The organism is Streptosporangium nondiastaticum (genome assembly GCF_003011965.1).
Taxonomy (GTDB): domain Bacteria; phylum Actinomycetota; class Actinomycetes; order Streptomycetales; family Streptomycetaceae; genus Streptomyces; species Streptomyces nondiastaticus.
In genome coordinates this window covers 1-21,430 of the sequence record NZ_PXWG01000116.1, presented here as the reverse complement: position 1 = coordinate 21,430, position 21,430 = coordinate 1, and the positions used below count along the sequence as shown (strand labels likewise).

Here is a 21,430-nt window from a genome sequence, read left to right as displayed (position 1 = left end):
TGGCGACGACCGGCAGGCCGGGCTCCCGCAGCGCCGGCCACAGGGCGGTCCACGCCGCGTCCAGGGTCTTCGGCGCGGGGGCGACCTTCTTGCCGGCGACCCGCCAGGGCTGCTCCACCAGGGCCACGGTGACGCCGTGCGCGGGCAGCGCCGCGGCGAGGGCCTGCAGGTCGCGGGCCTCGACGCCGCCGCCGGCGCCGTGGCCGAGGGCGAGCACGAGGCGGGCCCGGGGGGCCGGGTGCCAGTGGATGCGGGCGTCGCCGGCGGGGGTGGGAACGGTCTCGGTCACCGGTCCATCATCGTCCACGGTTCTTCGGAACGAGCGGTGCGCCGGCAGAACAAGCGGTGCGCCGGCATGGGGCGACCTTCAGAACCGGGGCGCGTTCAGAACCAGGACACCTTCAGAACCGGGGCGCCTTCAGAACAGCGTCGCCTCCTCCGGCGCCTCGATCTCCTTCACCAGCTCCGGGCCGTTGTTGCGGACGTCGCTGACCGCCGTCGTGACCGGGTAGGCGCGCACGGACCCGGCCGGCGGCGGGGTCAGCAGGCCGCGCAGCTCCTCGGTGCCGGTGCGGCCGGGGTCCAGCCACGCGGCCCACCGGTCCGGCGGCAGCACGAGCGGCATCCGGGGGTGGATCTCGGCCAGGGAACGCGGCCCGCCCTCCGGCGCCCGGCCGCCCTCCGGGAGGGCGAAGGGCTCGTGCTCGGCCTCCGTCGTGAGCACCGTGCAGGTCGCCCACCAGGCCTGCGGGTGGTCGGGCGGCAGCGTGGGGTCGCGCCAGAACTCGTACAGCCCGGCCATCGCCATGACCGACCCGTCGGCCGGGGTGACGAAATAGGGCTGCTTGCGGGGGCGCTTCTTGCGGCCCTTCTCCTCCAGCTCCCGCTCCGCCGCGCCGGTGACCCACTCGTAGTACCCGTCGGCGGGTATGAGGCAGCGGCGGGCCTCGAAGGCCCTCCGGTAGGAGGGCTTCTCGTGGACGGTCTCCGACCGGGCGTTGATCATCTTCGCGGCGCCCTCGGGGGACTTCGCCCACGACGGCACGAGTCCCCAGCGCAGGGGCCGCAGCTGGCGAACCGGACGCCGGTCGGCTGCGTCTTTCAGGGGACGCTCGAGCACCGCGTACACGCTCTTCGTCGGGGCCACGTTCCAGTCCGGGGCGAGGGCCTCGGACGGCTCCCACTTCTCGACGCCGAAGAGCCCCACGAGATCCTCGGGCTTACGGCTCGCCGCATATCGACCACACATATTGGCCACCCTGCCACGGACCCACGAGGAGCCGCGCACAAATGGACAGCACCGAAGCCACCGCCCTGTGGGACCGCGTGGTGGGGACCCAGCCCGCACCCTCCGTGTGGCTCGTGGCCGCCACCGGGATCGTCGCGCTCGCGGCCGTGGCGCCGCGCGGGATATGGCTGGTGACCCGCAACGCCGTCACCATCGCCCACGAGGGCGGCCACGGGCTGGTGGCCCTGCTGGCCGGGCGGCGGCTGGAGGGCATCCGGCTGCACTCGGACACCTCAGGGCTGACGGTGTCGCGCGGCAAGCCCTCGGGCCTCGGCATGATCCTCACCGCCGCCGCCGGCTACCCCGCGGCGTCGCTGCTGGGCCTGGGCGGCGCGTGGCTGCTGTCCGCCGGTCACATCACGGCGCTGCTGTGGCTCGCCACGGCGCTGCTGGCCGCGATGCTCCTGATGATCCGGAACGCCTACGGGGTGCTGACCGTCGTCCTCTCCGGCTCCCTGTTCGTGCTGGTCTCCTGGCTGGCGGGGCCGGCGGTGCAGGCGCTGTTCGCGTACGGGGTGGTGTGGTTCCTGCTGCTCGGCGGGGTCCGGCCGGCGTTCGAGCTGCAGGCCAAGCGCCGCTACGGGGGCGCTCCCGACTCGGACGCGGACCAGCTCGCCCGGCTCACCAACCTGCCCGCCGTCGTCTGGCTGGTTTTCTTCCACGTGATCTCGCTGTGCGCGCTGACGGGCGGCGGGCGCTGGCTGCTCGGCCTGTGACGGAGGCGCCCGGCGGGGCCGCCGGGCTCCCGACCTGACAGGGCAGGGGGCACCTGACAGGGCAGGGGGCGCGACCGCGGGCCCGGGCCCTTCAGGACGGGACCACGGGGAGAACGTCAGTAAGGTAAAGGCATGACCGAGAACCCCGCGCACTCCGACCTCTGGCCCGCCCCCCTCGCCACAGGAGCGGTCGACGCGACCGTGACCGTGCCCGGTTCCAAGTCGGTCACCAACCGCGCCCTGGTGCTGGCCGCGCTCGCCTCCGAGCCCGGCTGGCTGCGCCGCCCCCTGCGGTCCCGCGACACCCTGCTGATGGCCGAGGCGCTGCGCGCCATGGGCGTCGGCATCGAGGAGACCGTCTCCTCCAGCTCCACCGACGCGGACGGCCCGGCCGGCTCCGGCGAGGCGTGGCGGGTGATCCCGGCCCGGCTGCGCGGCCCCGCCACCGTCGACGTCGGCAACGCCGGCACCGTGATGCGCTTCCTGCCGCCCGTGGCCAGCCTCGCCGACGGCCCGATCCGCTTCGACGGCGACCCGCGCAGCTACGAGCGCCCCCTGCACGGCGTGATCGACGCGCTGCGCGCCCTGGGCGCCCGCATAGACGACAACGAGCGCGGGGCCCTGCCGCTGACCGTGCACGGCGGGGGCGCCCTGGAGGGCGGCACCGTCGAGATCGACGCCTCGTCCTCCTCCCAGTTCGTGAGCGCGCTGCTGCTGTCCGGGCCGCGCTTCAACCAGGGCGTCGAGGTCCGGCACACCGGCGCCGTCCTGCCGTCGATGCCGCACATCCGGATGACCGTCGACATGCTGCGCCAGGCCGGCGCGCAGGTGGACACCCCCGAGTCCGGCGGCGAGCCGAACGTGTGGCGGGTCTCCCCCAGCGCCTTGCTCGGCCGCGACGTCGTCGTGGAGCCGGACCTGTCCAACGCGGCGCCGTTCCTCGCCGCCGCCCTGATCACCGGCGGCCGGGTCACCATCCCCGACTGGCCGGAGCGCACCACCCAGCCCGGCGACGCCCTGCGGGAGATCTTCACCGCCATGGGCGGCTCCTGCGAGCTGACCGAGGCCGGCCTGACCTTCACCGGCACCGGCCGCATCACGGGCATCGACGCCGACCTGCACGAGGTCGGCGAGCTCACCCCGGTGATCGCCGCCGTCGCGGCGCTCGCCGACTCCGAGTCCGTCCTGCGCGGCATCGCTCACCTGCGGCTGCACGAGACGGACCGGCTGGCCGCCCTGGCCAAGGAGATCAACGAGCTCGGCGGCGACGTCACCGAGACCGCGGACGGGCTGCGCATCAGCCCGCGTCCCCTGCACGGCGGCGTCTTCCACACCTACGAGGACCACCGGCTCGCCACCGCGGCCGCCGTCATCGGCCTCGCCGTCGACGGCGTCCTGGTGGAGAACGTCGCGACGACCGCCAAGACCCTGCCCGACTTCCCGGAGCTGTGGACCGGGATGCTGGGCACCGTCGCGGGGGCGGCGACGGCGCCGAGAGCCTGAGAGATCCGGTAAAGCCAGGAAAGCCAGGAAAGCCAGGAAAACCCGCAATGCGCCGCTACGGCAAGAACCCCGACGAGGACGACGTCCGCGTCCGCCCCAACCGCAAGGGCAACCGCCCCCGCACCAACATCCGCCCCAAGCACGAGGACGCCGCCGAGGGCTTCGTCCTCACGGTCGACCGCGGCCGGCTGACCTGCCTGGTCGACGACCGCAAGGTGGTCGCCATGAAGGCCCGCGAGCTGGGCCGCAAGGGGGTCGTGGTCGGTGACCGGGTCGCCGTCGTCGGGGATCTCAGCGGCGACAAGGACACCCTCGCGCGCATCGTGCGGGTCGAGGAGCGCTCGTCGGTGCTGCGCCGCACCGCCGACGACGACGATCCGTACGAGCGCGTGGTGGTCGCCAACGCCGACCAGCTCGCGATCGTCACCGCCCTCGCGGACCCCGAGCCGCGGCCCCGGCTCATCGACCGCTGCCTGGTCGCGGCCTTCGACGCGGGCCTGGAGCCGCTGCTCGTCCTGACGAAGTCGGACCTCGCCTCCCCGGACAAGCTCCTGGAGTCCTACGGCGCGCTCGGCGTGCGCTACGTGGTCACCAGCCGCGAGGAGCTCGCGGACGGCGGGGCCGCCGACCGGGTCCGCGCGCAGCTGGAGGACCGGATCACCGCGTTCGTCGGCCACTCCGGCGTCGGCAAGACCACCCTGGTCAACGCCCTCGTCCCGGACCGGCAGCGGGCCACCGGCCACGTCAACGCCGTCACCGGCCGCGGTCGGCACACCACCACGTCCGCGCTGGCCCTGCCCCTGCCGACCGGTTCGGGCTGGGTCATCGACACCCCGGGCGTGCGCTCCTTCGGCCTGAACCACATCGACCCCTCGCGCGTCATCCACGCCTTCCCCGACCTGGAGCCGGGCACGGAGGGCTGCCCGCGCGCCTGCAGCCACGACGAGCCGGACTGCGCGCTGGACGCGTGGGTGGCCGACGGCCACGCCGATCCGCAGCGGCTGTACTCGCTGCGGCGACTGCTTTCCACGCGGGAGCGGCGCGAAGGCGACTGATCGCCTACGTTTGCGAGTGACCGCCAGTGGCAAGGGCATCAAGCACACCGGGACGGACGGCGGTCACCGAGACGCGGGAGGCAAACTGATGGCGTGGCTGCTGGTCGTGGTCGCCGGACTGCTGGAGACCGGCTTCGCGGTCTGTCTCAAGCTCTCCCACGGTTTCACCCGGCTCTGGCCGACGATCGCGTTCGCGTGCTTCGCGCTCGGCAGCTTCGGTCTGCTGACGCTCTCCCTGAAGAAGCTGGACGTGGGCCCGGCCTACGCCGTGTGGACCGGCATCGGCGCGGCCGGGACGGCGATCTACGGCATGGTGTTCCTGGGCGACCTGGTGTCGGCGCTGAAGCTGGTGTCGATCGGCCTGGTGATCCTGGGAGTGATGGGCTTGCAGCTGTCGGGCTCGGCGCACTGAGCCCGTCCGGCCTCTCCACCGCCGCAACGGCGGTCAACCCCAACGGCGCTGGCCGGCGGTGCCGAACCCGCGCAAGCCCGTAGACCTCCGCCGGCCGCCCTAGGCGAAGTGGCACGCGACCACGTGCCCCGCTCCGGATTCGCGCGCGCCGGGCCGCAGCCCCTCGCACCGCGACCGCTCCGCACTCCCCAGTCCCGCGTACAGCACGCACCGCCCCCGGAACCGGCACCCCTCGTCCCGTACGACGGGGCTCGGCGGGTCGCCCGCCAGCAGGATGCGTTCGCGGGCGCGCTCCCGCGCGGGGTCCGGCACCGGCACGGCCGACAGCAGTGCCTGCGTGTACGGGTGCCGCGGCCGGGCGAACACCTCCCCGACGGGGCCGGTTTCGACGGTGCGCCCGAGGTACATGACGCTCACCCGGTCCGCGACGTGCCGTACGACGGCCAGGTCGTGCGACACGAACAGGTAGGCGAGCCGCAGTTCGTGCTTGAGGCGCTGCAGCAGGTTGAGCACACCGGCCTGGACGGACACGTCCAGCGCGGACACCGGCTCGTCCAGGACGAGCAGTTCCGGCTCGACGGCGAGCGCCCGCGCGATGCCGATCCGCTGCCGCTGCCCGCCGGAGAACTCGTGCGGGAAGCGTCCCGCGTGCCCGGCTTCCAGGCCGACGAGCTCCAGGAGCTCCGGGACGCGCCCGGCGACGGCGGCCCGGCCGCGCCCCTGGGCCCGCAGCGGTTCGGCGACGATCTCGCCGACGGGCATGCGGGGGTCGAGGCTCGCCATGGGGTCCTGGAAGACGATCTGCACGGAGCCGCGCAGGGCGTGCGCCTCGCGCCTGGTGAGCGCGGCGACGGGCCGGCCGAGGAGCTCGATCTCCCCCGCCTCGGGCGCGGCGAGCCGCAGGATCTCCATCAGGGCGGTGGACTTGCCGGAGCCGGACTCGCCGACGAGGCCCAGGGTCTCTCCCTTGCGGATGTCGAGGTCGACGCCGTCGACGGCGTACACGCTGCCGACGCGGCGGCGGAAGACGCCGCCCTTGAGGACGGGGAAGGTCTTGGCGAGCCCCTGGACGCGCAGGACGGGGGGCAGTTCGTCACGGGCCGCGTCCGCCGCACGGGCCGGAGGCAGCGGCTCCGGCACCGGGTACGGTTCCGGCCCGGGCGTCTTCACGCACGCGGCGACGTGCCCGCCGGTGCCCGCGAGCGCGGGCTCGTCCGCGGCGCAGGCCTCGTCCGCGAGCGGGCAGCGCGGTGCGAACGGGCAGCCTCCGGTCAGCAGCCGCAGGTCGGGCGGGGAGCCGGGCACGGGCGTGAGCGGGCGCCCGTCGGTGTCGGGGCGGGGCACGGCGCCGAGCAGCCCGATGGTGTACGGCATGCGCGGCGCGGCGAACAGCTCGTCCGCGGGCGCGCTCTCCACGACGCGCCCCGCGTACATGACGGCGACCCGGTCGGCCATCCCGGCGATCACGCCGAGGTCGTGGCTGACGAGCAGCAGCGCGGCGCCGGTCTCGCGCTGCGCGGTGCGCAGGACGTCGAGGATCTGGGCCTGGACGGTGACGTCGAGGGCGGTGGTGGGCTCGTCGGCGAGGATGACGTCGGGGGCGTTGGCTACGGCCATGGCGATCATCGCGCGCTGGCGCATGCCGCCGGAGAACTCGTGCGGGTAGGCGCGGGCGCGCCGCTCCGGGTCGGGGATGCCGACGAGGTCGAGGAGTTCGACGGCGCGCCGCCGGGCCTGGTCGCGGCCGGTGTCCTGGTGGGTGCGGACGGCTTCGGCGATCTGGTCGCCGACGCGGTGGACGGGGGTGAGCGCGGAGAGCGGGTCCTGGAAGACCATCGCGATGCGGCGCCCGCGCAGCCGGGACAGCGCCTTCTCCCCCGCGCCGAGCACCTCGGTGCCGCCGGCCAGGACGGAGCCGCGGACGCGCGCGGTGCGCGGCAGCAGCCCCATGGCGGCGAGGGCCACGGTGGACTTGCCGGAGCCGGACTCGCCCACGAGGCCGAGGACTTCGCCGCGGCGCAGGGTGAGGTCGACGCCGCGGACGGCGGGCACGGGGCCCGCGGGTCCGTCGAAGTCGACGTGGAGGCCGCGTACGGCGAGGGCGGCGTCCGTACGCGCCGAAGTGATCACGTCGGCGGGCGGCGCGGTCATGCCGGCTCTCCGTTCCGGCGCCGGCGGCGCCTGGTGCGTGGGTGGCCCGAGGTGGGGTCGAGGGCGTCGCGCAGCCCGTCGCCGAGGAAGTTGACGGCGAGGACGAAGACGACGAGGAGCCCGGCGGCGAAGAAGAACATCCACGGGTAGGTGAGGGCGGCGTCGGAGCCGTCGGCGATGAGGGTGCCCAGCGAGACGTCGGGGGGCTGCACGCCGAAGCCGAAGTAGGAGAGGCCGGTCTCGCTCATGACGGCGCCGCCGACGGCGATGGTGGCGTCGACGATGAGGAAGGAGGAGACGTTGGGGAGGATGTGGCGCACGATGATACGCAGCGGGTGCACCCCCATGAGCTGGGCGGCGCGTACGAATTCGCGTTCCTTCAGGGAGCGGGTCATGGACCGCACCACCCGCGCGGTGATCATCCAGCCGAAGACGGCGAGGAGTCCGACGAAGACGATCCAGCCGCGCTCGCGCAGCCGGGGCGAGACGATGGCGGTGATCAGGAAGGCGGGGAAGACCAGGAGGAGGTCGATGAAGAAGGTCATGACGCGGTCGGTCCAGCCGCCGAAGTAGCCGGCGCAGGCGCCGGCGAGGGAGGCGAGGACGGTGGCGGTCAGGGCCGTGAGCAGGCCGATGAGCAGGGACTTCTGCAGCCCGTGGAGGACCTGGGCGTAGACGTCCTGGCCGATGCGGTTGGTGCCCCACCAGTGGTCGGCGGAGGGGGCCTCGCGCAGGGCGCCGTAGTCGATGTCGGTGTGGCTCCAGTGGGTGAGGTGGGGGCCCGCGAAGGCGAGCAGGAAGAGCAGCAGGAGGACGGTGGCGCCGGTGACGGCGTACCTCATGAGGCGGTGGCCGGGGCCGGGCCGAGGGGGCGGTGGTAGAGGCGGTGGGTGCGGGTGTGGACGGCGCCCATGGCGCGGGCGTGGCGGGCGGCGTCGCGGTTGTCCTCCAGGATCCAGGAGAACTCGTTCTCGGTGTATCCGAGGCGGGCGGCGGCCTGCTGGGCCCGGCAGAAGAGGGCGGCCATCAGTCCGCGGCCGCGGTGTTCCTTGGTGACGCCGGAGGTGGAGGCGCGGGTGCGGTTGATGCGGCGGCGGGCGCGGGCGGCCCGGACGAGGCCGAGGGGCAGGCCGTAGGTGGTGAGGCGGCCGCGGGCGGCGGCGAGGGCCTGGTTGGCGTCGGGGAGCCAGAGGGTGAAGCCGGCGGGTTCGCCGCCGACTTCGGCGATCTGCAGCAGGTCGGGGACGAGGAGGGGCTTGAGGCGGCGGCCGGCGTGGCGGAACTCGGCGTCGGTGAAGGGAACGGAGGCGTAGTTCTCGGCCCAGGCCTCGTTGTAGACGCGGCGGACGGCGGCGAGGTCGGCGTCGTAGCGGCGGGGGTCGAGGGGGCGGATGCGGACGGCGGGGTCGGTCAGGGCGCGCTGCGCGGCGCGGCGGATGACCGCGGGGGTTTCGCCGTCCGCGGGCACGGGGCCGGTGAAGGTGTGGAGGTCCTTGGCCTTGGTGAAGCCGCAGGCCGTGAACAGGTCGGCGTAGTAGGGGGGGGTGTGCGGCATCTGGACGGTGGGCGGGCGGTCGAATCCGTCGACGAGCAGGCCGCATTCGTCGTTGGTGGTGAAGCTCAGGGGCCCGAGGACGCGGTCGGCGCCGCGGGCCGCGAGCCACCGGTCGGCGGCGGCGAACAGGGCGCCGGCGACGGCCGGGTCGTCGGTGCACTCGAAGAAGCCGATGTGGCCGGTGCTTTCCTGGTGGCGCTGCTGGAATCTGGGGTCGATGTGGGCGGCGATGCGGCCGAGCGGGGTGGTGCCGCGGCGGGCGAGGAAGAGCTGGGCGGTGCCGGTGGCGTGGAAGGGGTTGCGGCCGGGGTCGAGGCAGGCGCGCAGCTCGTGTTCGAGCGGGGCGACCCAGTGCGGGTCGTCGCGGTAGAGCGCGTGGGGCAGCCGGATGAAGGCGGTGGTGGCGGCGCGCCCGCGCACCGGGGTGACGGTCACGTCGGTCATCGGGCGGTCTCCGGGGCAAGGGGCTGACGGGGGCGGGCGAGCGCGGGGGCGGTGGACCGCGGGGTCCGCCGGGCGGTCGCGAAGGCTTCGGAGATGCGGTCGACGTGGGTGTCGGTGTGAGTGGCCTGGAGGGTCACGCGGATGATGCTGGAGCCTTCGGGGACGGCCGGCGGGCCGACGGGGTTGGTGTAGACGCCCGCGTCGAGCAGGTGCTGCCACAGCCGGACGCAGTCGGCCGGGTCCCCGGTGCGTACGGCGATGACCGGTCCCGGAGGCGGGGGCGCGCCGGGCGGGGCGGGGTCGGCGTGCGCGGGGCCGGCGTCGTAGCCGAGGGCGCTGAGCCGGGTGCGCAGACGGCCGGCGAGGTCCAGGACGCGGTGGCGGCGCCAGGGCTCGTCGATGCTGATCTCCAGGGCGCTCATGGCCGCGGCGAGGGCGGGCGGCGGCATGGAGGCGGAGAAGAGGATGGCGCGGGCGGCGTAGCGCAGGTGGGTGATGACGCGGGCGGGGCCGGCGAGGAAGCCGCCGGTGGAGCCGAAGCACTTGGAGAACGTGCCGGTGAACAGGTCGACCTGCTCGTGGACGCCGAGGAGTTCGGCGGCGCCGCGGCCCGCGGGCCCCAGCAGCCCGATGTCGTGGGCCCCGTCGACGAGGGTGCGGGCACCGTGGCGGCGGGCGGCGGCGGTCAGGGCGGGCAGCGGCGCGAGGGCGCCGTCCATGGAGAACATGCCGTCGGTGACGACGGCCTTGGCCGCGGCGGGGTCGGCGTCGGCGAGGAGCCGGTCGAGGTGGGCGGCGTCGGCGTGGCGGTAGCGCAGGCGGTGCGCGGCGCCGAGGCGGATGCCGTCGATGAGCGAGGCGTGGTTGGCGGCGTCGCTGAAGACGGCGTCGCCGGGGCCGAAGAGCGCGGAGAGGGCGAGGTTGGCCTGGAAGCCGGTGGTGACCACGGCGGCGTCCTCGGTGCCGAGGAAGTCGGCGACGGCGGCCTCGAGTTCGCCGTGGAGCGGGAGGGTGCCGTTGAGCGTGCGGGCGCCCGAGCAGGAGGTCCCGTACGTCTGGAGGGCCGTCGCGGCCGCGGCGGTGACGCGGGGGTCGGTGGCCAGGCCGAGATAGTCGTTGCACCCCGCCATCACGACCTTGCGCCCGTCGACGACCGCCTCGCCGTCGCGTGCCCGCAGGGGGCGGTAGTAGGGCCGTACGGGCGTGGCGTGGACGGCGCGCAGGAAGGAGGAGGCCGGGGCCTTGTCGAAGAGGTCGGGGCGGGGATTGCTGTCGGGCATGAGGGAGGGGGGCTCTTCCGTCGGCGGAGTTGAGCGGGACGGGACGGTACACAGGGCGGGACGGTGTGGAAGGAGCGCGGTGGTGCGCCTGGCAGCCTGCCCTGCGGGGGCGTGCGGGGCCAGGACGTACGGGCTGCTTTCACTCACGCGTGGTCGTCATTGGCTTTTCCGCTTGTGTCTCTATACGATCGCCCGCCCGCCGGGCCCGGGCCGGGCGGGGCGCCGCCGCGGGCCTTTCTGATGGGCCTTCGGCTGATCGGCGCAAAGCCCCGGCGACGAATTGCGGGGGGCCGGGGGCGGGCGCAAGGTGACCGTAACGATCGCCCTCCCGGCGATCGCCCGTCCTGCCCGAAGGAGTTCGTTCATGGGTTCTTCCCGCAGAACCGCTCTCGTGGTCTCCGGCGCCCTGTGCGGTGCTCTGGCCCTTGGTGCGGCCGGCACCGCCGGTGCCTCGACCGGTTTCCCGCCCCCGAAGCCGCCCACGTCACCCACGGGGCCCGAGGCGCCGGCCCCCTCGCCCGAGTCGCTGCGCGCGGCCGCCTCCGACGGGGCCCGGGCCATCGACCGCAACGTGGTCGGACAGCGGGCCGCGAAGGCCCTCAAGGCCTGCCGGGCGGCCGGGCAGGGCGCGGCGGAGACGGCCGTCGAAGCCGAGCGGGGTCCCTCGTGCGCGCAGGTCGAGGAGCACCTCGGCGGTCTGAACCGGGCCCGGGCCGTGCTGGCCGAAGAGGCCGCGGCCGCGCACCCGGACCTGGAGAGGATGACCACGGCCGCGACGGACGCGGCCGCGGCCACGGCGTACCTGGCGAAGGACGGGGTCGACGTGTCCAGGCGGGGCCCGTCTCCCGGGCACGGGCACGGACACGGGCACGAGCGGTACGACGGCGGCGGCCCGGGGCTGCTGGCGCTGGTGACGAACCTGCTGGGCGGCCTGGTGAACGCGCTCGGCGGCGTCGTCGGCGGGCTGACGGGGCTGGTCGGCGGGGTGCTGGGAGGCATTCTGGGCTGAGCGCGGATCAGCCTGCGAGGGCGGCACGGGCCTTACCGGGGCCCGTGCCGCCCTCTTGTGCGCGGTGGACCCCCGGCCCTCCCCCGACGCCACGCACCGCGGCACGGTCGCCGGCGCCCGCGCCCCGGGCCACTCCCCCGCCCGCGAACGCGCCGCACACGTCTTCGCCGAGGGCCGCCGCGCCGGCGGGCGCCCTGAGCCGCCACGACCGGATACCCGGCGGCGGGACCGCGCTCCCGGAGGCCGGTCTCACGCACAACTGGTGGGGCGCCTTCCCCCAGCCCGGCCCGGGGGTTCAGCCCCGGGAGGAATGGCTTCCTCGGGGCGGAGTCGAGCGGCGGCGGAGTCCGCTTCATTCTGTCTGGACCGGACGTTGACCTCCAATGCCGGACCGCACTAGGTTGCTTTGCGTGAAGATTGTTGCGCAGGTGAAGTTGTTGCCTGTGTCCGCTCATGATGCGGACGCGCTGGCGGCGACTCTGCGCGCGTGCAACCGGGCCGCGAACGCGGCGTCGGAGGTGGCGTTCGCTCGTGATCTGAAGCGGCGCAACGTGTTGCAAGAGGCCGTGTACCACCGGATCAAGGCGGATTTCGACCTCGGGGCACAGGCGGCTGTCCGCACCGTCAAGAAGGTGTGTGACGCCTACGCCACGTTGAAGGCGAACATCAAGGCAGGAAACCTCGGCCCGGAGGGCGGCAAGCGCCGGATGCGGGCGGAGTCCAGGCCGGTCGTGTTCCGCGAGGGGGCGGCGCAGCCGTACGACGACCGCATGCTGACCTGGAACCTGGATGCTCGTACCGTCTCCATCTGGACGGTGGCCGGGCGGTTGAAGGGCATCCCGTTCGTCTGCTCCGACCAGGCCATGGAGCTCCTCGCCTCTCGCAAGGGAGAGACGGATCTGGTGCTGCGGGACGGCATGTTCTTCCTGATCGCCACCATCGACGTGCCCGAGCCGGAGGTGTACGAGCCGGACGGTTTCCTCGGCGTGGACCTCGGCATCGTCAACATCGCCACCACCTCGGACGGGCAGATCATGTCCGGCCGCCAGATCAACCGCTACCGCCGGCGCAGGCGGGACCTGCGGACCAAGCTCCAGAAGAAGCGGACCAAGTCCGCCATGCGCCGCCTGAAAAGTATCCGGCGCCGCGAATCCCGGTACGCCACCCAGCGCAACCACATCATCGCCAAGAAGCTCGTCGCCACCGCTGAACGCACCTCGCGGGGTATCGGACTGGAAGACCTGTCCGGTATCCGGCAGAGGGTTACGGCCAAGAAGGACCAGCGGGCACGACTGCACTCCTGGGCTTTCGCCCAGCTCGGCTCCTTCGTCGAGTACAAGGCACGGCGGGCCGGTGTCCCGGTGGTCTTCGTCGACCCCCGCAACACCTCCCGGCAGTGTTCCGAGTGCTGGCACACCCACCGGTCCAACCGGATCAGTCAAGCACGGTTCGCCTGCCGCTCCTGCGGAGCGGTACTGCACGCGGACCACAACGGCTCCCGCAACATCGCCCATCGGGCCGATGCCGCGTGGCAGCGGGGCGCAGTCAACCGCCCCAGAACGGCCCAGCCGTTCCGGACGCAGGAGACCACAGCACGGCATCACACCGTGCTCTGCCTGCAAGCCCGGTCCTCCAGGACCAGGTAGTTGACCTACTCCCCCACCACCAAGGCCCAGAACTCGTGCATGGAGGTCGTGACCGCCTACTGGAACAGCGGGAACGAGATCTGGGCCTGGGACTGGTGCTCCAGCCCCGGCGGCCCCGCGAAGACCCTCAGCATCGACGCCGCGTTCCTCTCCACGTACACGGACGACGCGACCGGGCGCCCGGCCTACAGCGTGCAGCTGGTCCAGGACGACGCGACGGCGAACCAGTGGTCGGCGTACCTCTACAACCACCGCACGGCCGGCTGGGACCTGCTGTTCCGTCAGTCGGGCAAGGACCGGAGCGGCCTGACCCACGGCTGGGACATGTTCGAGATCTACGCGAGCGTCAACCCCGCGACCGGAACGGGCTACTACTGCACCGAGGCGCGGAAGACCGTCTTCGACTCCAGCGCCGTCAGCCTGCGCAGCCGCGGGGCATGGCGCCCCGCCCGGCCGGCCGACGCGCCGTGGACCGAGCCGAGCCCTCAGGGCCGCGACTTCCTCTGCCCGCCCCTGAAGTTCCTCCAGGCGGGCGCCAACGACCACTGGACCGTCCGCCAGTGACGACACACAGTAACCACTGTGCCAGAACTCCTGAGCGGATGCCGCGGAAAACCGAAGGTGCGCCAGGGGAGGAGGACTACCCGGCCCCGGCCGTCATTACACGCTCCGTCACCGGAGCGAGGGAGACATCCGCCGATCCGCCCTCCCCGGCCCCGTGCGTCCCCCGAGAGTTACCCCCATGAGCCTCACCACCGCAGGCAAAACCCCGGGCCCCGTCCGCTTCTACCTGGCGTGCGACCACCACGGCTGCACCACGCACACGACCTTCGACCTCGTGATCACCGACCCCGGCCCCTCGCGCGACGACGACCTGTGGGGACACCTCCTGCACCACACGCACACCGCCACGCCCCACATCGAGGAGCTGGGCTGGGCCTACCTCCACGGCAACGGCTACACCTGCCCCACGCACCGGGTACCGGCCCTGCCCAGCGCCTCCTGACGTCCCGTCGGGGCGCCTCCCGGCTCCGGCCCCCGCACAGGGGCCGGGCCCGGGGCCGGCAGCGCCGCCCGCCCACCCCGGGCCCGGCGGGCCGCCGGGTGGTGGCATGCTGACGGCGTGAGCAGACCGGAAATCCATGTCACCCTCGCCCCTGAGCTGCGGCTCTTCGTCAACTCCGAGCTGCGCCGGAAGCGGGCGCCCGTCACGATCGACGCCTCCTCGTCCCTGGGGCACGTCGTCGAATCGCTCGGCGTTCCGCTGACCGAGGCCGGCACGCTGCTCGTCGACGGCCGCGCGGTGCCGGTGTCCCACGTCCCCTCCGCGGGGGAATCCGTCGAGGTGCGCGCGGTCGCGCGCCCTCAGCAGGTGCCGGGCGCGCCGCTGCGCTTCCTCCTCGACGTGCACCTGGGGACGCTCGCGCGCCGGCTGCGGCTGCTGGGCGTGGATGCGGCCTACGAGAGCGAGGACATCGGCGACCCCGCCCTGGCCGCGCTGTCCGCGGCGGAGCGCCGGGTGCTGCTCAGCCGCGACCGGGGGCTGCTGCGGCGGCGCGAGATATGGGCCGGCGCCTACGTCTACAGCGACCGGCCCGACGAACAACTGCGGGACGTCCTCGGCCGGTTCGCCCCGGTACTGGCCCCGTGGACGCGCTGCACCGCCTGCAACGGGCGGCTCGCGGACGCCGAGAAGGACACGGTCGCGGAGCGGCTGGAGCACGGGACGCGGCGCACGTACGACGTGTTCGCGCAGTGCACCGCCTGCGGGCGCGTGTACTGGCGCGGGGCGCACCACGCGCGGCTGGAGGCGATCGTCGAGGACGCCGTGCGGGAGTTCGGCGGCTCCGCCGCCTGAGGGAGGAGGCCCTTGCGCGTGCCGTACCGCTGAGGACCGCGTGACGGAATGTAGCGTGCTGTGCGGAGGACGGTCATGCTCAAGGGATTCAAGAACTTCGTCATGCGCGGTGACATCGTCACCGTCGCCGTCGGCCTGATCATCGCGCTGGCGTTCAGCACGCTCATCAAGGCGTTCACCGACTTCGTCATCAACCCGATCATCGCCCGGCTCCAGGGCGGCCATTCGATGGGGCTGGGGTGGCAGCTGGGCCGGGCGGGCAACAAGAACACCTACCTGGACCTGGGTTCGTTCCTCTCGGCGGCCGTCTACTTCCTGATCTTCATGGCCGTGGTGTACTTCCTGATCGTCGTCCCGTACAAGCACGTGCAGGCGCGGCGCGGGGTGGTCGTCTTCGGGGAGCCGGGCCCGCTCAAGACCTGCCCGGCGTGCCTGTCGGAGGACCTCCCGGCGGCAGCGGCCAAGTGCCTGCACTGCGGCAGCGACCAGCCGCCTGCCGCCGCGACCGCCGGGGGCGCGGCGCCCGCGGGCCGCTGAGGCCCGGGGCGTTCGGAACGCTCAGGGCCTCAGGACCTCAGGGCATTCAAGGCATTCAAGGTGTTCAAGGCGCTCAGGACACTCAGGGCTCTCAAGGCCAGGTGCGGTTGCGGGCCTGGGCCCGGGCGCGGCGCTCCTCGGTGCGGATGCGGCGCTCCTCCGCGGCCCGCCGCACCCCCTCGGCCCGGCGCTCCGCGTAGCCGTTGGGCTCCACGACGTGGAAGCACTGGCCGCAGACGTAGCCGCCTTCGGGCCCCTCGATGACGGGATTCAGACAGTCCTTACACAGCATCACGACAGCATTCGGCCGGGGAAACAACGACATGGCCCATTATTCCGCCCGGCGCCCGAGACGGCAGCACAATCCGTTACCTTCAGCCACCCGGAGTAATCGGCACGGGGGGCGCAGGGAAACGCGACGAGGAGGGCAGCCGGCAGAGGCCGCCCTCCTCGTCGCTGACGGTGCCTCAGCCCATGGCCGCCCGGGTGGCGGGCGCGTTGTCCAAGGGGGTGCGGTCGACGTCTCTGCACAGCGGGACGGCACCGGCGCCGGCGTTGCCCACGTAGGCCGCCGAGACCCAGGTGTTGCGGTTGCGCAGCAGGTACCAGATGTTGTTGCCGCCGATGGTCTGGGCGCGGACCTTGCACTTCAGGGTGATCTTGGCGCCGCGGGCCACGGTGCCGCGCACCGCCGAGTCCGTGCTGGGGTACATGCGTTCGTTGACGCCCGAGGCGCTGACGATCTTGCCGGCGGGCTGCTGGGGGACGGGTGGGACGCCGGGGCCCGAGGCCGCCTGGGCCGAGCCGGCGACCAGCAGCGAGCCCGCCAAGGCGGCCGCAGCGATGGCATCCGTCGAGAACTTCTTGCTGCGGACTGCGAATGTCCTGGGCATGGGGGGCTCCCTGGTCTGCGGAGTGAATGACGCAATGCCGTCGTACCACGCCGCAATCTTCGATAAACCAGGGCAATTCGCCCTCACTCTTTCGTGTCTGATGTCCCCTCGTCCGGCCCCTTCCGGGCCCTGCTCGGCTGGACGCGCTTCGGTTCGCCCTTCATCTTCGGGTGCTCCGGCGGGTACGGCAGGTCGCCCAGGCCGTGCTCGCGCTCGTCCCGGTCGGCCAGTTCCAGGGCGTACTCCAGGCCGCACGGCCCGTCCTCCATGGCCGCGTGCACGTCGCCCACGGCCTCGAACCGGGCCGGCATGGTCGCCAGGTCGAAGTCCTCGGGCACTGCGCCGCCGGTCACCTCGTCCCACGTCAGCGGCGCGGACACCGGGGCGTGCGGGCGGGGCCGCACCGAGTAGGCGCTGGCGATGGTGCGGTCGCGGGCCGTCTGGTTGTAGTCGACGAACACCTTGGCGCCGCGCTCCTCCTTCCACCACGCCGTGGTGACCTCCTGCGGCAGCCGCCGCTCCAGCTCCCGGGCGACGGCGATGGCGGCCCTGCGCACCTGGACGAAGGTCCACCGCGGCGCGATGGGCACGAAGACGTGCAGCCCGCGGCCCCCGGACGTCTTGGGCCAGCCGGTCAGCCCCAGGCCGTCGAGGACGTCGCGGAGTTCGACGGCGGCCCGGACGGCGTCGGCGTACCCGGTGCCCGGCTGCGGGTCGAGGTCGATGCGCAGCTCGTCGGGGTGCTCGGTGTCCGTCCGGCGCACGGGCCAGGGGTGGAAGGTCACGCAGCCGAGGTTCGCGGCCCACACCACGGCCGCCGCCTCGCCCGGGCAGATCTCGTCGGCGTAGCGGCCGCTGGGGAAGGCGATGCGCCCGGTCGGGATCCACTCGGGGAGGTTCTTCGGCGCCCTCTTCTGGAAGAAGGACTCCCCCTCCACCCCGTCCGGGTAGCGCTCCATCGTGGTGGGGCGGTCCTTGAGGGCGCGGACGATGCCGTCGGCGACGGCGAGGTAGTAGCGGGCGAGGTCGTACTTGGTGTAGCCCCGCTCGGGAAAGTAGACCTTGTCCGGGTGCGACAGCCGTACCGTCCGCTCCCCCACGGTGAGCTCCAGCGCCTCCTGTGCCATGTCCTCACGCTAGGGGGCGGCGCCGGGCCGCGCCTGCGGACGGTGGCTCCGCGGAGAGGCGGCCGGGGCCCGTGGCCCGCACAATCGCGGTCATGGATCTCCCCGTGATGCCGCCGCTGCAGCCGATGCTCGCGAAGTCCGTCGCGGCCATCCCGCCCGGCATGCTCTACGAGGCGAAGTGGGACGGCTTCCGGGCGATCGTCTTCCGCGACGGCGACGACGTCGAGCTGGGCAGCCGCTCCAGCAAGCCCCTGACCCGCTACTTCCCGGAGCTCGTGGAGGTCTTTCGCGAGCAGCTGCCGCCCCGCTGCGTGCTCGACGGGGAGATCGTCATCACCCGCGGCGGGCGCCTCGACTTCGACGCCCTGCTCGAACGCATCCACCCCGCCGCCTCCCGCGTCCGCCGTCTGGCCGAGGTCACCCCGGCGAGCTTCATCGCCTTCGACCTGCTCGCCCTCGGCGAGGAGTCCCTGCTCGCGACCCCGCAGCGGGACCGGCGCGACGCCCTGACCTCGGCGCTGCGGGGGGTTTCGGCCCCGGTGTACGTCGCGCCGGCCACGTACGACCTGGAGACGGCGCACGCGTGGTTCGAGCAGTTCGAGGGGGCCGGGCTCGACGGGGTCGTCGCCAAGCCGCCCGGCTCCCCGTACCGGCCCGGCGAGCGGGCCATGGCCAAGATCAAGCACGAGCGGACGGCCGACTGCGTCGTCGCCGGGCTGCGCCTGCACAAGAGCGGGCCCGTCGTGGGCTCGCTGCTGCTCGGCCTCTACGACCCGGCCGGGCGCCTGCAGCACGTCGGCGTCTGCGCCTCGTTCCCCATGCGCCGCCGCCAGGAGCTCATGACCGAGCTGGAGCCGCTGCGGATGCCCACGGCCGAGGGGCACCCGTGGCAGGAGTGGACCAGCGAGGAGGCGCAGGCGGCCGGCCGGCTGCCGGGCGGGCCCAGCCGGTGGACCGGCACCAAGGACCTGTCCTGGGTGCCGCTGCGCCCCGAGCGGGTGTGCGAGGTCGCCTACGACCACCTGCAGGGCGACCGCTTCCGGCACACCACGCAGTTCCGCCGCTGGCGCCCCGACCGCGAGCCGCACCAGTGCACGTACGCCCAGCTGGAGGAGCCGGCGGACTACAAGCTCGCCGACGTCCTCGCGCTGTGACGGACGGCCGCCGCACGGCACGGGCCACGCTCAGAGCGTGCGCAGGGCGGGGAGCAGCTCTTTCTCGGCCCACTCCAGGTACGGCTCCTGATGCCCGCCGCCGATCTGCACGAGCGCGACCTCGGTGAACCCCGCGTCGGTGAACGCCCGTACGGCCTCCACGAAGCGGTCCGTGTTCGAGCCGCAGGGGATCGCCTCGGCGACCTCCTCCTTCGTGACGGACGCGGAGGCGGAGGCGAAGGAGGCGTCGTGCGGCAGCTCGGCATTGACCTTCCAGCCCAGCCCGAACCAGCGGAACTGCTCGTGGGCCCGCTCGACCGCCGCGCCGTGGTCGGTGTCGTAGCACACGGGAAGCTGCCCGATCCGGGGCTTCCCGGCGCCGCCGTGGCGGTCGAAGGCCTCCAGCAGCTCGCGCTTCGGCTCCGTCGCGATGACCAGGTCCGCCGCGCCCCCGGCCAGCCGGCAGGAGTGCTCGCCCGAGACGGCGATCCCGATGGGCGGGGCGGGCACGGGGACGTCCCACAGCCGGGCGTGGTCGACGTCGTAGTGGGTGCCGTGGTGGTTGACGAGGTCCCCCGCGAAGAGGGCCCGGATGATGAACACGGCCTCTTCGAGCATCTCGTGGCGGACGCTGACGCCGGGCCAGCCGTGCCCCACGACGTGCTCGTTGAGGTTCTCGCCGGAGCCGAGCCCGAGGCGGAACCGCCCCTGGGACAGCAGCTGGAGGGTGGCCGCCTGCTGGGCGACGAGCGCCGGGTGATAGCGCGTCGTCGGACAGGTGACGTAGGTCATCAGCGGGATCCGGGACGTCGCCTGCGCCGCGGCACCGAGGACGGCCCACGCGTTGGGCGAATGGCCCTGCGAGGCGAGCCAGGGGAAGTAGTGGTCGGAGGTGACGGAGAAGTCGAACCCCGCCGCCTCCGCGCCCACCACGTGCGCGACGAGATCCCGGGGTCCTGCCTGCTCGGTCATCATCGTGTAGCCGATCTGCACCATGCGGCTCGGCTTCCCGGTGACGGCGCACCCGTAACTGACGATGTGTCGACAGAGCGATTCTCCGCGTCCCGTTCGGCGTAACCCGACGTGTCTGACGGGTCGGCACCTGCCACCGTGTCTGAAATGGACCGGTCAGCCAATATGAAGTACGGGGGATCGATGCCATACGACGCTCGACGGCCCGGCGCCCGGCCCCACCAGGACCGGGCACCCATGGCCGGAAGGATGAAGAGGAAGAAGAGGAAGAGGGCGCTGCGGTGGGGTGCGGCCCTCGTGGCGGCGGCCTGCGCGTGCGCCGGTGCGATGTCCCTGGCCTGGCCGGCCAGGGGGGCGCTGACGGACGACGAGGAGGGCCTCGACGCCGCGTCCCCGTTCTGGGTCGAGCCGCGCGGGCCCGCGGCCCGCCAGGTGGAGGTGTGGCAGGAGCGGGGGCGCGAGGACGACGCGCGGGTCCTGCAGCGCATCGCGCGCGAGCCGGTGGCGGTCTGGCTGACCGGCGACGACCCCAAGGCACAGGCCGAGAGCGTCACCCGTCAGGCCGAGCGCGCCGGGGTCATCCCCGTCCTGGTCGCCTACAACATCCCGCAGCGCGACTGCGGCCAGTACTCCTCCGGCGGCGCCCCCGACGCCGCCCACTACCGCACGTGGGCCTCGCGGGCGGCGGCCGGGATCGGCGCGCGCCGGGCCTGGGTCGTCCTCGAACCGGACGCGCTCGCCCAGTGGGCGTCCGGCTGCGTCCCCGCCGCCGCGGCCAAGCAGCGGACGGCCCTCATCGCCCGGGCGGTGCGGACCTTCAAGGCCCGGCCCGGGGTCTCGGTCTACATCGACGCCGGCAACCCCGGCTGGATCAAGGACCAGAACCTGATGGTGACGGCGCTCACCGAAGCGGGGATCGCGGAGGCGGACGGCTTCGCGCTCAACGTCTCCAACTTCCACACGACGCCCGTCACACGCGCCTACGGCGACCGCCTCTCGGCGCTGCTCGGCGGCGCGCATTACGTCATCGACACGAGCCGCAACGGCAACGGGCCGCTCCCTGAACCGCCCGACAAGGGGAAGAAGGACGACCGGCCGAAGGGCGACGCGTCGAAAGGCGAGGTGTCGAAAGGCGGCGGGCGGAAGAGTGGCGGGGCGAGGGGCAACCGTCCCAAGGGGGGCCTGCCGAAGGGGAAGCCGTCCAAGGCCCGGTCGGCCGCGGCCGACGCCCGGCGCGCTGCGGGGAGAGTGGACCCCGACGACGAGCTGGACGAACTGGAGGAGCCGGGAGAGCTGGAAGACCTGGCGGAACTGGACGACGCCGAGCAGGCGGAGGCCGGCCGCCCGTACAGCGACGAAGGCCCCGACGAGTCCGGGCCCGGGGCGGAGCACGAGGACGTGCACGAGGCGGAGCCCGAGCACACGCAGGAGGGCGAGCACGAGCCCGAGTCCTGGTGCAACCCGCCCGGGAGGGCCCTCGGCACGCCGCCGACGACCGCCACCGGGGACCCTCGCATCGACGCCTTCCTGTGGATCAAACGGCCCGGGGAGTCCGACGGCGCCTGCCGCGGCGCGCCGCCGGCCGGCCGCTGGTGGGCGGAGTACGCGCTCGAACTAGCCCGTGCGACACCGGGGCGGCCCACGCGCCCGTCACTGGAGCCCGGCGAACCGGAAGTGCCGATCCCTACGCCGGCCGCGCCTCCCGGGACCGCTCCCGGTCTGCCGCCCGCGGACGACAACTCGGCGCCTCCTGCCGCTTCCGGGCCCCCGATGGCACCCGCGCCGGTGGCGCCCGCTCCCGTGCCGGCGGCTCCGGTACCGGCAGCACCA

General features: G+C 73.6%; 21 protein-coding genes and 1 pseudogene. 12 read left to right on the top strand and 10 right to left on the bottom strand.

What is annotated here, in order from left to right:
• A pseudogene (locus tag B7P34_RS27830) lies at positions 1-289 on the bottom strand (alpha/beta family hydrolase); the annotation flags it as partial.
• 129 nt (positions 290-418) lie between these two features.
• On the bottom strand, positions 419-1,249 hold the full coding sequence (locus B7P34_RS27825) for an SOS response-associated peptidase (protein WP_106680941.1): 831 nt from the start codon (positions 1,247-1,249) through the stop codon (positions 419-421).
• A gap of 41 nt (positions 1,250-1,290) precedes the next feature.
• On the opposite strand from B7P34_RS27825, the gene B7P34_RS27820 reads away from it, so the two are divergent.
• The 4 genes from B7P34_RS27820 to B7P34_RS27805 all read left to right on the top strand — a co-directional run bounded on the left by B7P34_RS27820 (position 1,291) and on the right by B7P34_RS27805 (position 4,974).
• Positions 1,291-2,004 (top strand): M50 family metallopeptidase, encoded by a 714-nt coding sequence (locus tag B7P34_RS27820; protein WP_106680939.1) that lies wholly within the window; start codon positions 1,291-1,293, stop codon positions 2,002-2,004.
• A gap of 132 nt (positions 2,005-2,136) precedes the next feature.
• Entirely contained in the window at positions 2,137-3,507 is a 1,371-nt protein-coding gene (gene aroA / locus B7P34_RS27815) for a 3-phosphoshikimate 1-carboxyvinyltransferase (RefSeq protein ID WP_106680937.1), read from the top strand.
• Positions 3,508-3,554: 47 nt separating this feature from the next.
• Positions 3,555-4,562 carry a ribosome small subunit-dependent GTPase A gene (gene rsgA, locus B7P34_RS27810; protein ID WP_106680935.1) on the top strand — a complete coding sequence of 336 codons (1,008 nt, stop codon included), beginning with the start codon at positions 3,555-3,557 and terminating at the stop codon, positions 4,560-4,562.
• Between the two features lie 16 nt (positions 4,563-4,578).
• A complete protein-coding gene (locus B7P34_RS27805; protein ID WP_353620272.1) occupies positions 4,579-4,974 on the top strand; it encodes a DMT family transporter in 396 nt (131 codons plus the stop codon).
• Positions 4,975-5,073: 99 nt separating this feature from the next.
• Here B7P34_RS27805 and B7P34_RS27800 read toward each other — a convergent pair whose 3' ends face one another.
• The 4 genes from B7P34_RS27800 to B7P34_RS27785 are packed head-to-tail and all read right to left on the bottom strand — an operon-like array spanning position 5,074 to position 10,404.
• Positions 5,074-7,125, bottom strand: a complete 2,052-nt coding sequence (locus B7P34_RS27800; protein WP_106680932.1) for an ABC transporter ATP-binding protein — start codon at positions 7,123-7,125, stop codon at positions 5,074-5,076.
• Positions 7,122-7,967, bottom strand: a complete 846-nt coding sequence (locus B7P34_RS27795) for an ABC transporter permease (protein WP_106680930.1) — start codon at positions 7,965-7,967, stop codon at positions 7,122-7,124. The genes B7P34_RS27800 and B7P34_RS27795 overlap by 4 nt, the downstream gene beginning before the upstream one ends.
• On the bottom strand, positions 7,964-9,124 hold the full coding sequence (locus B7P34_RS27790) for a GNAT family N-acetyltransferase (RefSeq protein WP_106680928.1): 1,161 nt from the start codon (positions 9,122-9,124) through the stop codon (positions 7,964-7,966). Before B7P34_RS27790 ends, B7P34_RS27795 begins: the two co-directional genes overlap by 4 nt.
• Entirely contained in the window at positions 9,121-10,404 is a 1,284-nt protein-coding gene (locus tag B7P34_RS27785) for an aminotransferase class I/II-fold pyridoxal phosphate-dependent enzyme (RefSeq protein WP_106680926.1), read from the bottom strand. The genes B7P34_RS27790 and B7P34_RS27785 overlap by 4 nt, the downstream gene beginning before the upstream one ends.
• 364 nt (positions 10,405-10,768) lie before the next feature.
• Between B7P34_RS27785 and B7P34_RS27780 the strand changes: the two genes are divergently transcribed.
• From B7P34_RS27780 to B7P34_RS27755, 6 genes are all read left to right on the top strand, one after another.
• Positions 10,769-11,413, top strand: coding sequence for a hypothetical protein (locus tag B7P34_RS27780; RefSeq protein WP_146166944.1), 645 nt, complete (start codon positions 10,769-10,771; stop codon positions 11,411-11,413).
• A gap of 443 nt (positions 11,414-11,856) precedes the next feature.
• Positions 11,857-13,059: an RNA-guided endonuclease InsQ/TnpB family protein gene (locus tag B7P34_RS27775; protein WP_223268300.1), complete on the top strand. Its 1,203-nt coding sequence runs from the start codon at positions 11,857-11,859 to the stop codon at positions 13,057-13,059.
• Positions 13,060-13,623 (top strand): hypothetical protein, encoded by a 564-nt coding sequence (locus B7P34_RS27770; protein WP_223268299.1) that lies wholly within the window; start codon positions 13,060-13,062, stop codon positions 13,621-13,623. It abuts the gene before it with no gap.
• Between the two features lie 178 nt (positions 13,624-13,801).
• Positions 13,802-14,065 (top strand): hypothetical protein, encoded by a 264-nt coding sequence (locus B7P34_RS27765; RefSeq protein ID WP_106680922.1) that lies wholly within the window; start codon positions 13,802-13,804, stop codon positions 14,063-14,065.
• A gap of 117 nt (positions 14,066-14,182) precedes the next feature.
• Positions 14,183-14,917, top strand: coding sequence for a Mut7-C RNAse domain-containing protein (locus tag B7P34_RS27760; RefSeq protein WP_106680920.1), 735 nt, complete (start codon positions 14,183-14,185; stop codon positions 14,915-14,917).
• Between the two features lie 75 nt (positions 14,918-14,992).
• Positions 14,993-15,454 (top strand): MscL family protein, encoded by a 462-nt coding sequence (locus B7P34_RS27755; RefSeq protein ID WP_106680918.1) that lies wholly within the window; start codon positions 14,993-14,995, stop codon positions 15,452-15,454.
• A 91-nt stretch (positions 15,455-15,545) separates the two neighbouring features.
• Here B7P34_RS27755 and B7P34_RS37700 read toward each other — a convergent pair whose 3' ends face one another.
• The 3 genes from B7P34_RS37700 to ligD form a co-directional block, all read right to left on the bottom strand.
• Positions 15,546-15,746, bottom strand: coding sequence for a hypothetical protein (locus B7P34_RS37700; protein ID WP_189383096.1), 201 nt, complete (start codon positions 15,744-15,746; stop codon positions 15,546-15,548).
• Between the two features lie 175 nt (positions 15,747-15,921).
• The gene (locus B7P34_RS27745) at positions 15,922-16,347 is read right to left on the bottom strand and encodes an SH3 domain-containing protein (RefSeq protein ID WP_106680914.1); all 426 of its coding nucleotides are present in this window, start codon (positions 16,345-16,347) and stop codon (positions 15,922-15,924) included.
• 83 nt (positions 16,348-16,430) lie between these two features.
• The gene (gene ligD, locus B7P34_RS27740) at positions 16,431-17,474 is read right to left on the bottom strand and encodes a non-homologous end-joining DNA ligase (RefSeq protein ID WP_106680912.1); all 1,044 of its coding nucleotides are present in this window, start codon (positions 17,472-17,474) and stop codon (positions 16,431-16,433) included.
• Between the two features lie 92 nt (positions 17,475-17,566).
• On the opposite strand from ligD, the gene B7P34_RS27735 reads away from it, so the two are divergent.
• Positions 17,567-18,628 carry an ATP-dependent DNA ligase gene (locus tag B7P34_RS27735; protein WP_106680943.1) on the top strand — a complete coding sequence of 354 codons (1,062 nt, stop codon included), beginning with the start codon at positions 17,567-17,569 and terminating at the stop codon, positions 18,626-18,628.
• Positions 18,629-18,658: 30 nt separating this feature from the next.
• On the opposite strand, the gene B7P34_RS27730 is transcribed toward B7P34_RS27735, so the two are convergent.
• Entirely contained in the window at positions 18,659-19,624 is a 966-nt protein-coding gene (locus B7P34_RS27730; RefSeq protein ID WP_106680910.1) for a TIGR03557 family F420-dependent LLM class oxidoreductase, read from the bottom strand.
• A gap of 213 nt (positions 19,625-19,837) precedes the next feature.
• Between B7P34_RS27730 and B7P34_RS36910 the strand changes: the two genes are divergently transcribed.
• A partial coding sequence (locus tag B7P34_RS36910) for a glycoside hydrolase family 6 protein (RefSeq protein ID WP_146166943.1) occupies positions 19,838-21,430 on the top strand: 1,593 nt, incomplete at its 3' end.

Coding starts and splice junctions, on each gene's coding strand:
- B7P34_RS27825 (WP_106680941.1), bottom strand. CDS start 1,249: ATGTGTGGTCGATATGCGGCGAGCCGTAAGCCCGAGGATCTCGTGGGG.
- B7P34_RS27820 (WP_106680939.1), top strand. CDS start 1,291: ATGGACAGCACCGAAGCCACCGCCCTGTGGGACCGCGTGGTGGGGACC.
- aroA (WP_106680937.1), top strand. CDS start 2,137: ATGACCGAGAACCCCGCGCACTCCGACCTCTGGCCCGCCCCCCTCGCC.
- rsgA (WP_106680935.1), top strand. CDS start 3,555: ATGCGCCGCTACGGCAAGAACCCCGACGAGGACGACGTCCGCGTCCGC.
- B7P34_RS27800 (WP_106680932.1), bottom strand. CDS start 7,125: ATGACCGCGCCGCCCGCCGACGTGATCACTTCGGCGCGTACGGACGCC.
- B7P34_RS27795 (WP_106680930.1), bottom strand. CDS start 7,967: ATGAGGTACGCCGTCACCGGCGCCACCGTCCTCCTGCTGCTCTTCCTG.
- B7P34_RS27790 (WP_106680928.1), bottom strand. CDS start 9,124: ATGACCGACGTGACCGTCACCCCGGTGCGCGGGCGCGCCGCCACCACC.
- B7P34_RS27785 (WP_106680926.1), bottom strand. CDS start 10,404: ATGCCCGACAGCAATCCCCGCCCCGACCTCTTCGACAAGGCCCCGGCC.
- B7P34_RS27780 (WP_146166944.1), top strand. CDS start 10,769: ATGGGTTCTTCCCGCAGAACCGCTCTCGTGGTCTCCGGCGCCCTGTGC.
- B7P34_RS27765 (WP_106680922.1), top strand. CDS start 13,802: ATGAGCCTCACCACCGCAGGCAAAACCCCGGGCCCCGTCCGCTTCTAC.
- B7P34_RS27755 (WP_106680918.1), top strand. CDS start 14,993: ATGCTCAAGGGATTCAAGAACTTCGTCATGCGCGGTGACATCGTCACC.
- B7P34_RS37700 (WP_189383096.1), bottom strand. CDS start 15,746: ATGCTGTGTAAGGACTGTCTGAATCCCGTCATCGAGGGGCCCGAAGGC.
- B7P34_RS27745 (WP_106680914.1), bottom strand. CDS start 16,347: ATGCCCAGGACATTCGCAGTCCGCAGCAAGAAGTTCTCGACGGATGCC.
- ligD (WP_106680912.1), bottom strand. CDS start 17,474: ATGGCACAGGAGGCGCTGGAGCTCACCGTGGGGGAGCGGACGGTACGG.
- B7P34_RS27735 (WP_106680943.1), top strand. CDS start 17,567: ATGGATCTCCCCGTGATGCCGCCGCTGCAGCCGATGCTCGCGAAGTCC.
- B7P34_RS27730 (WP_106680910.1), bottom strand. CDS start 19,624: ATGGTGCAGATCGGCTACACGATGATGACCGAGCAGGCAGGACCCCGG.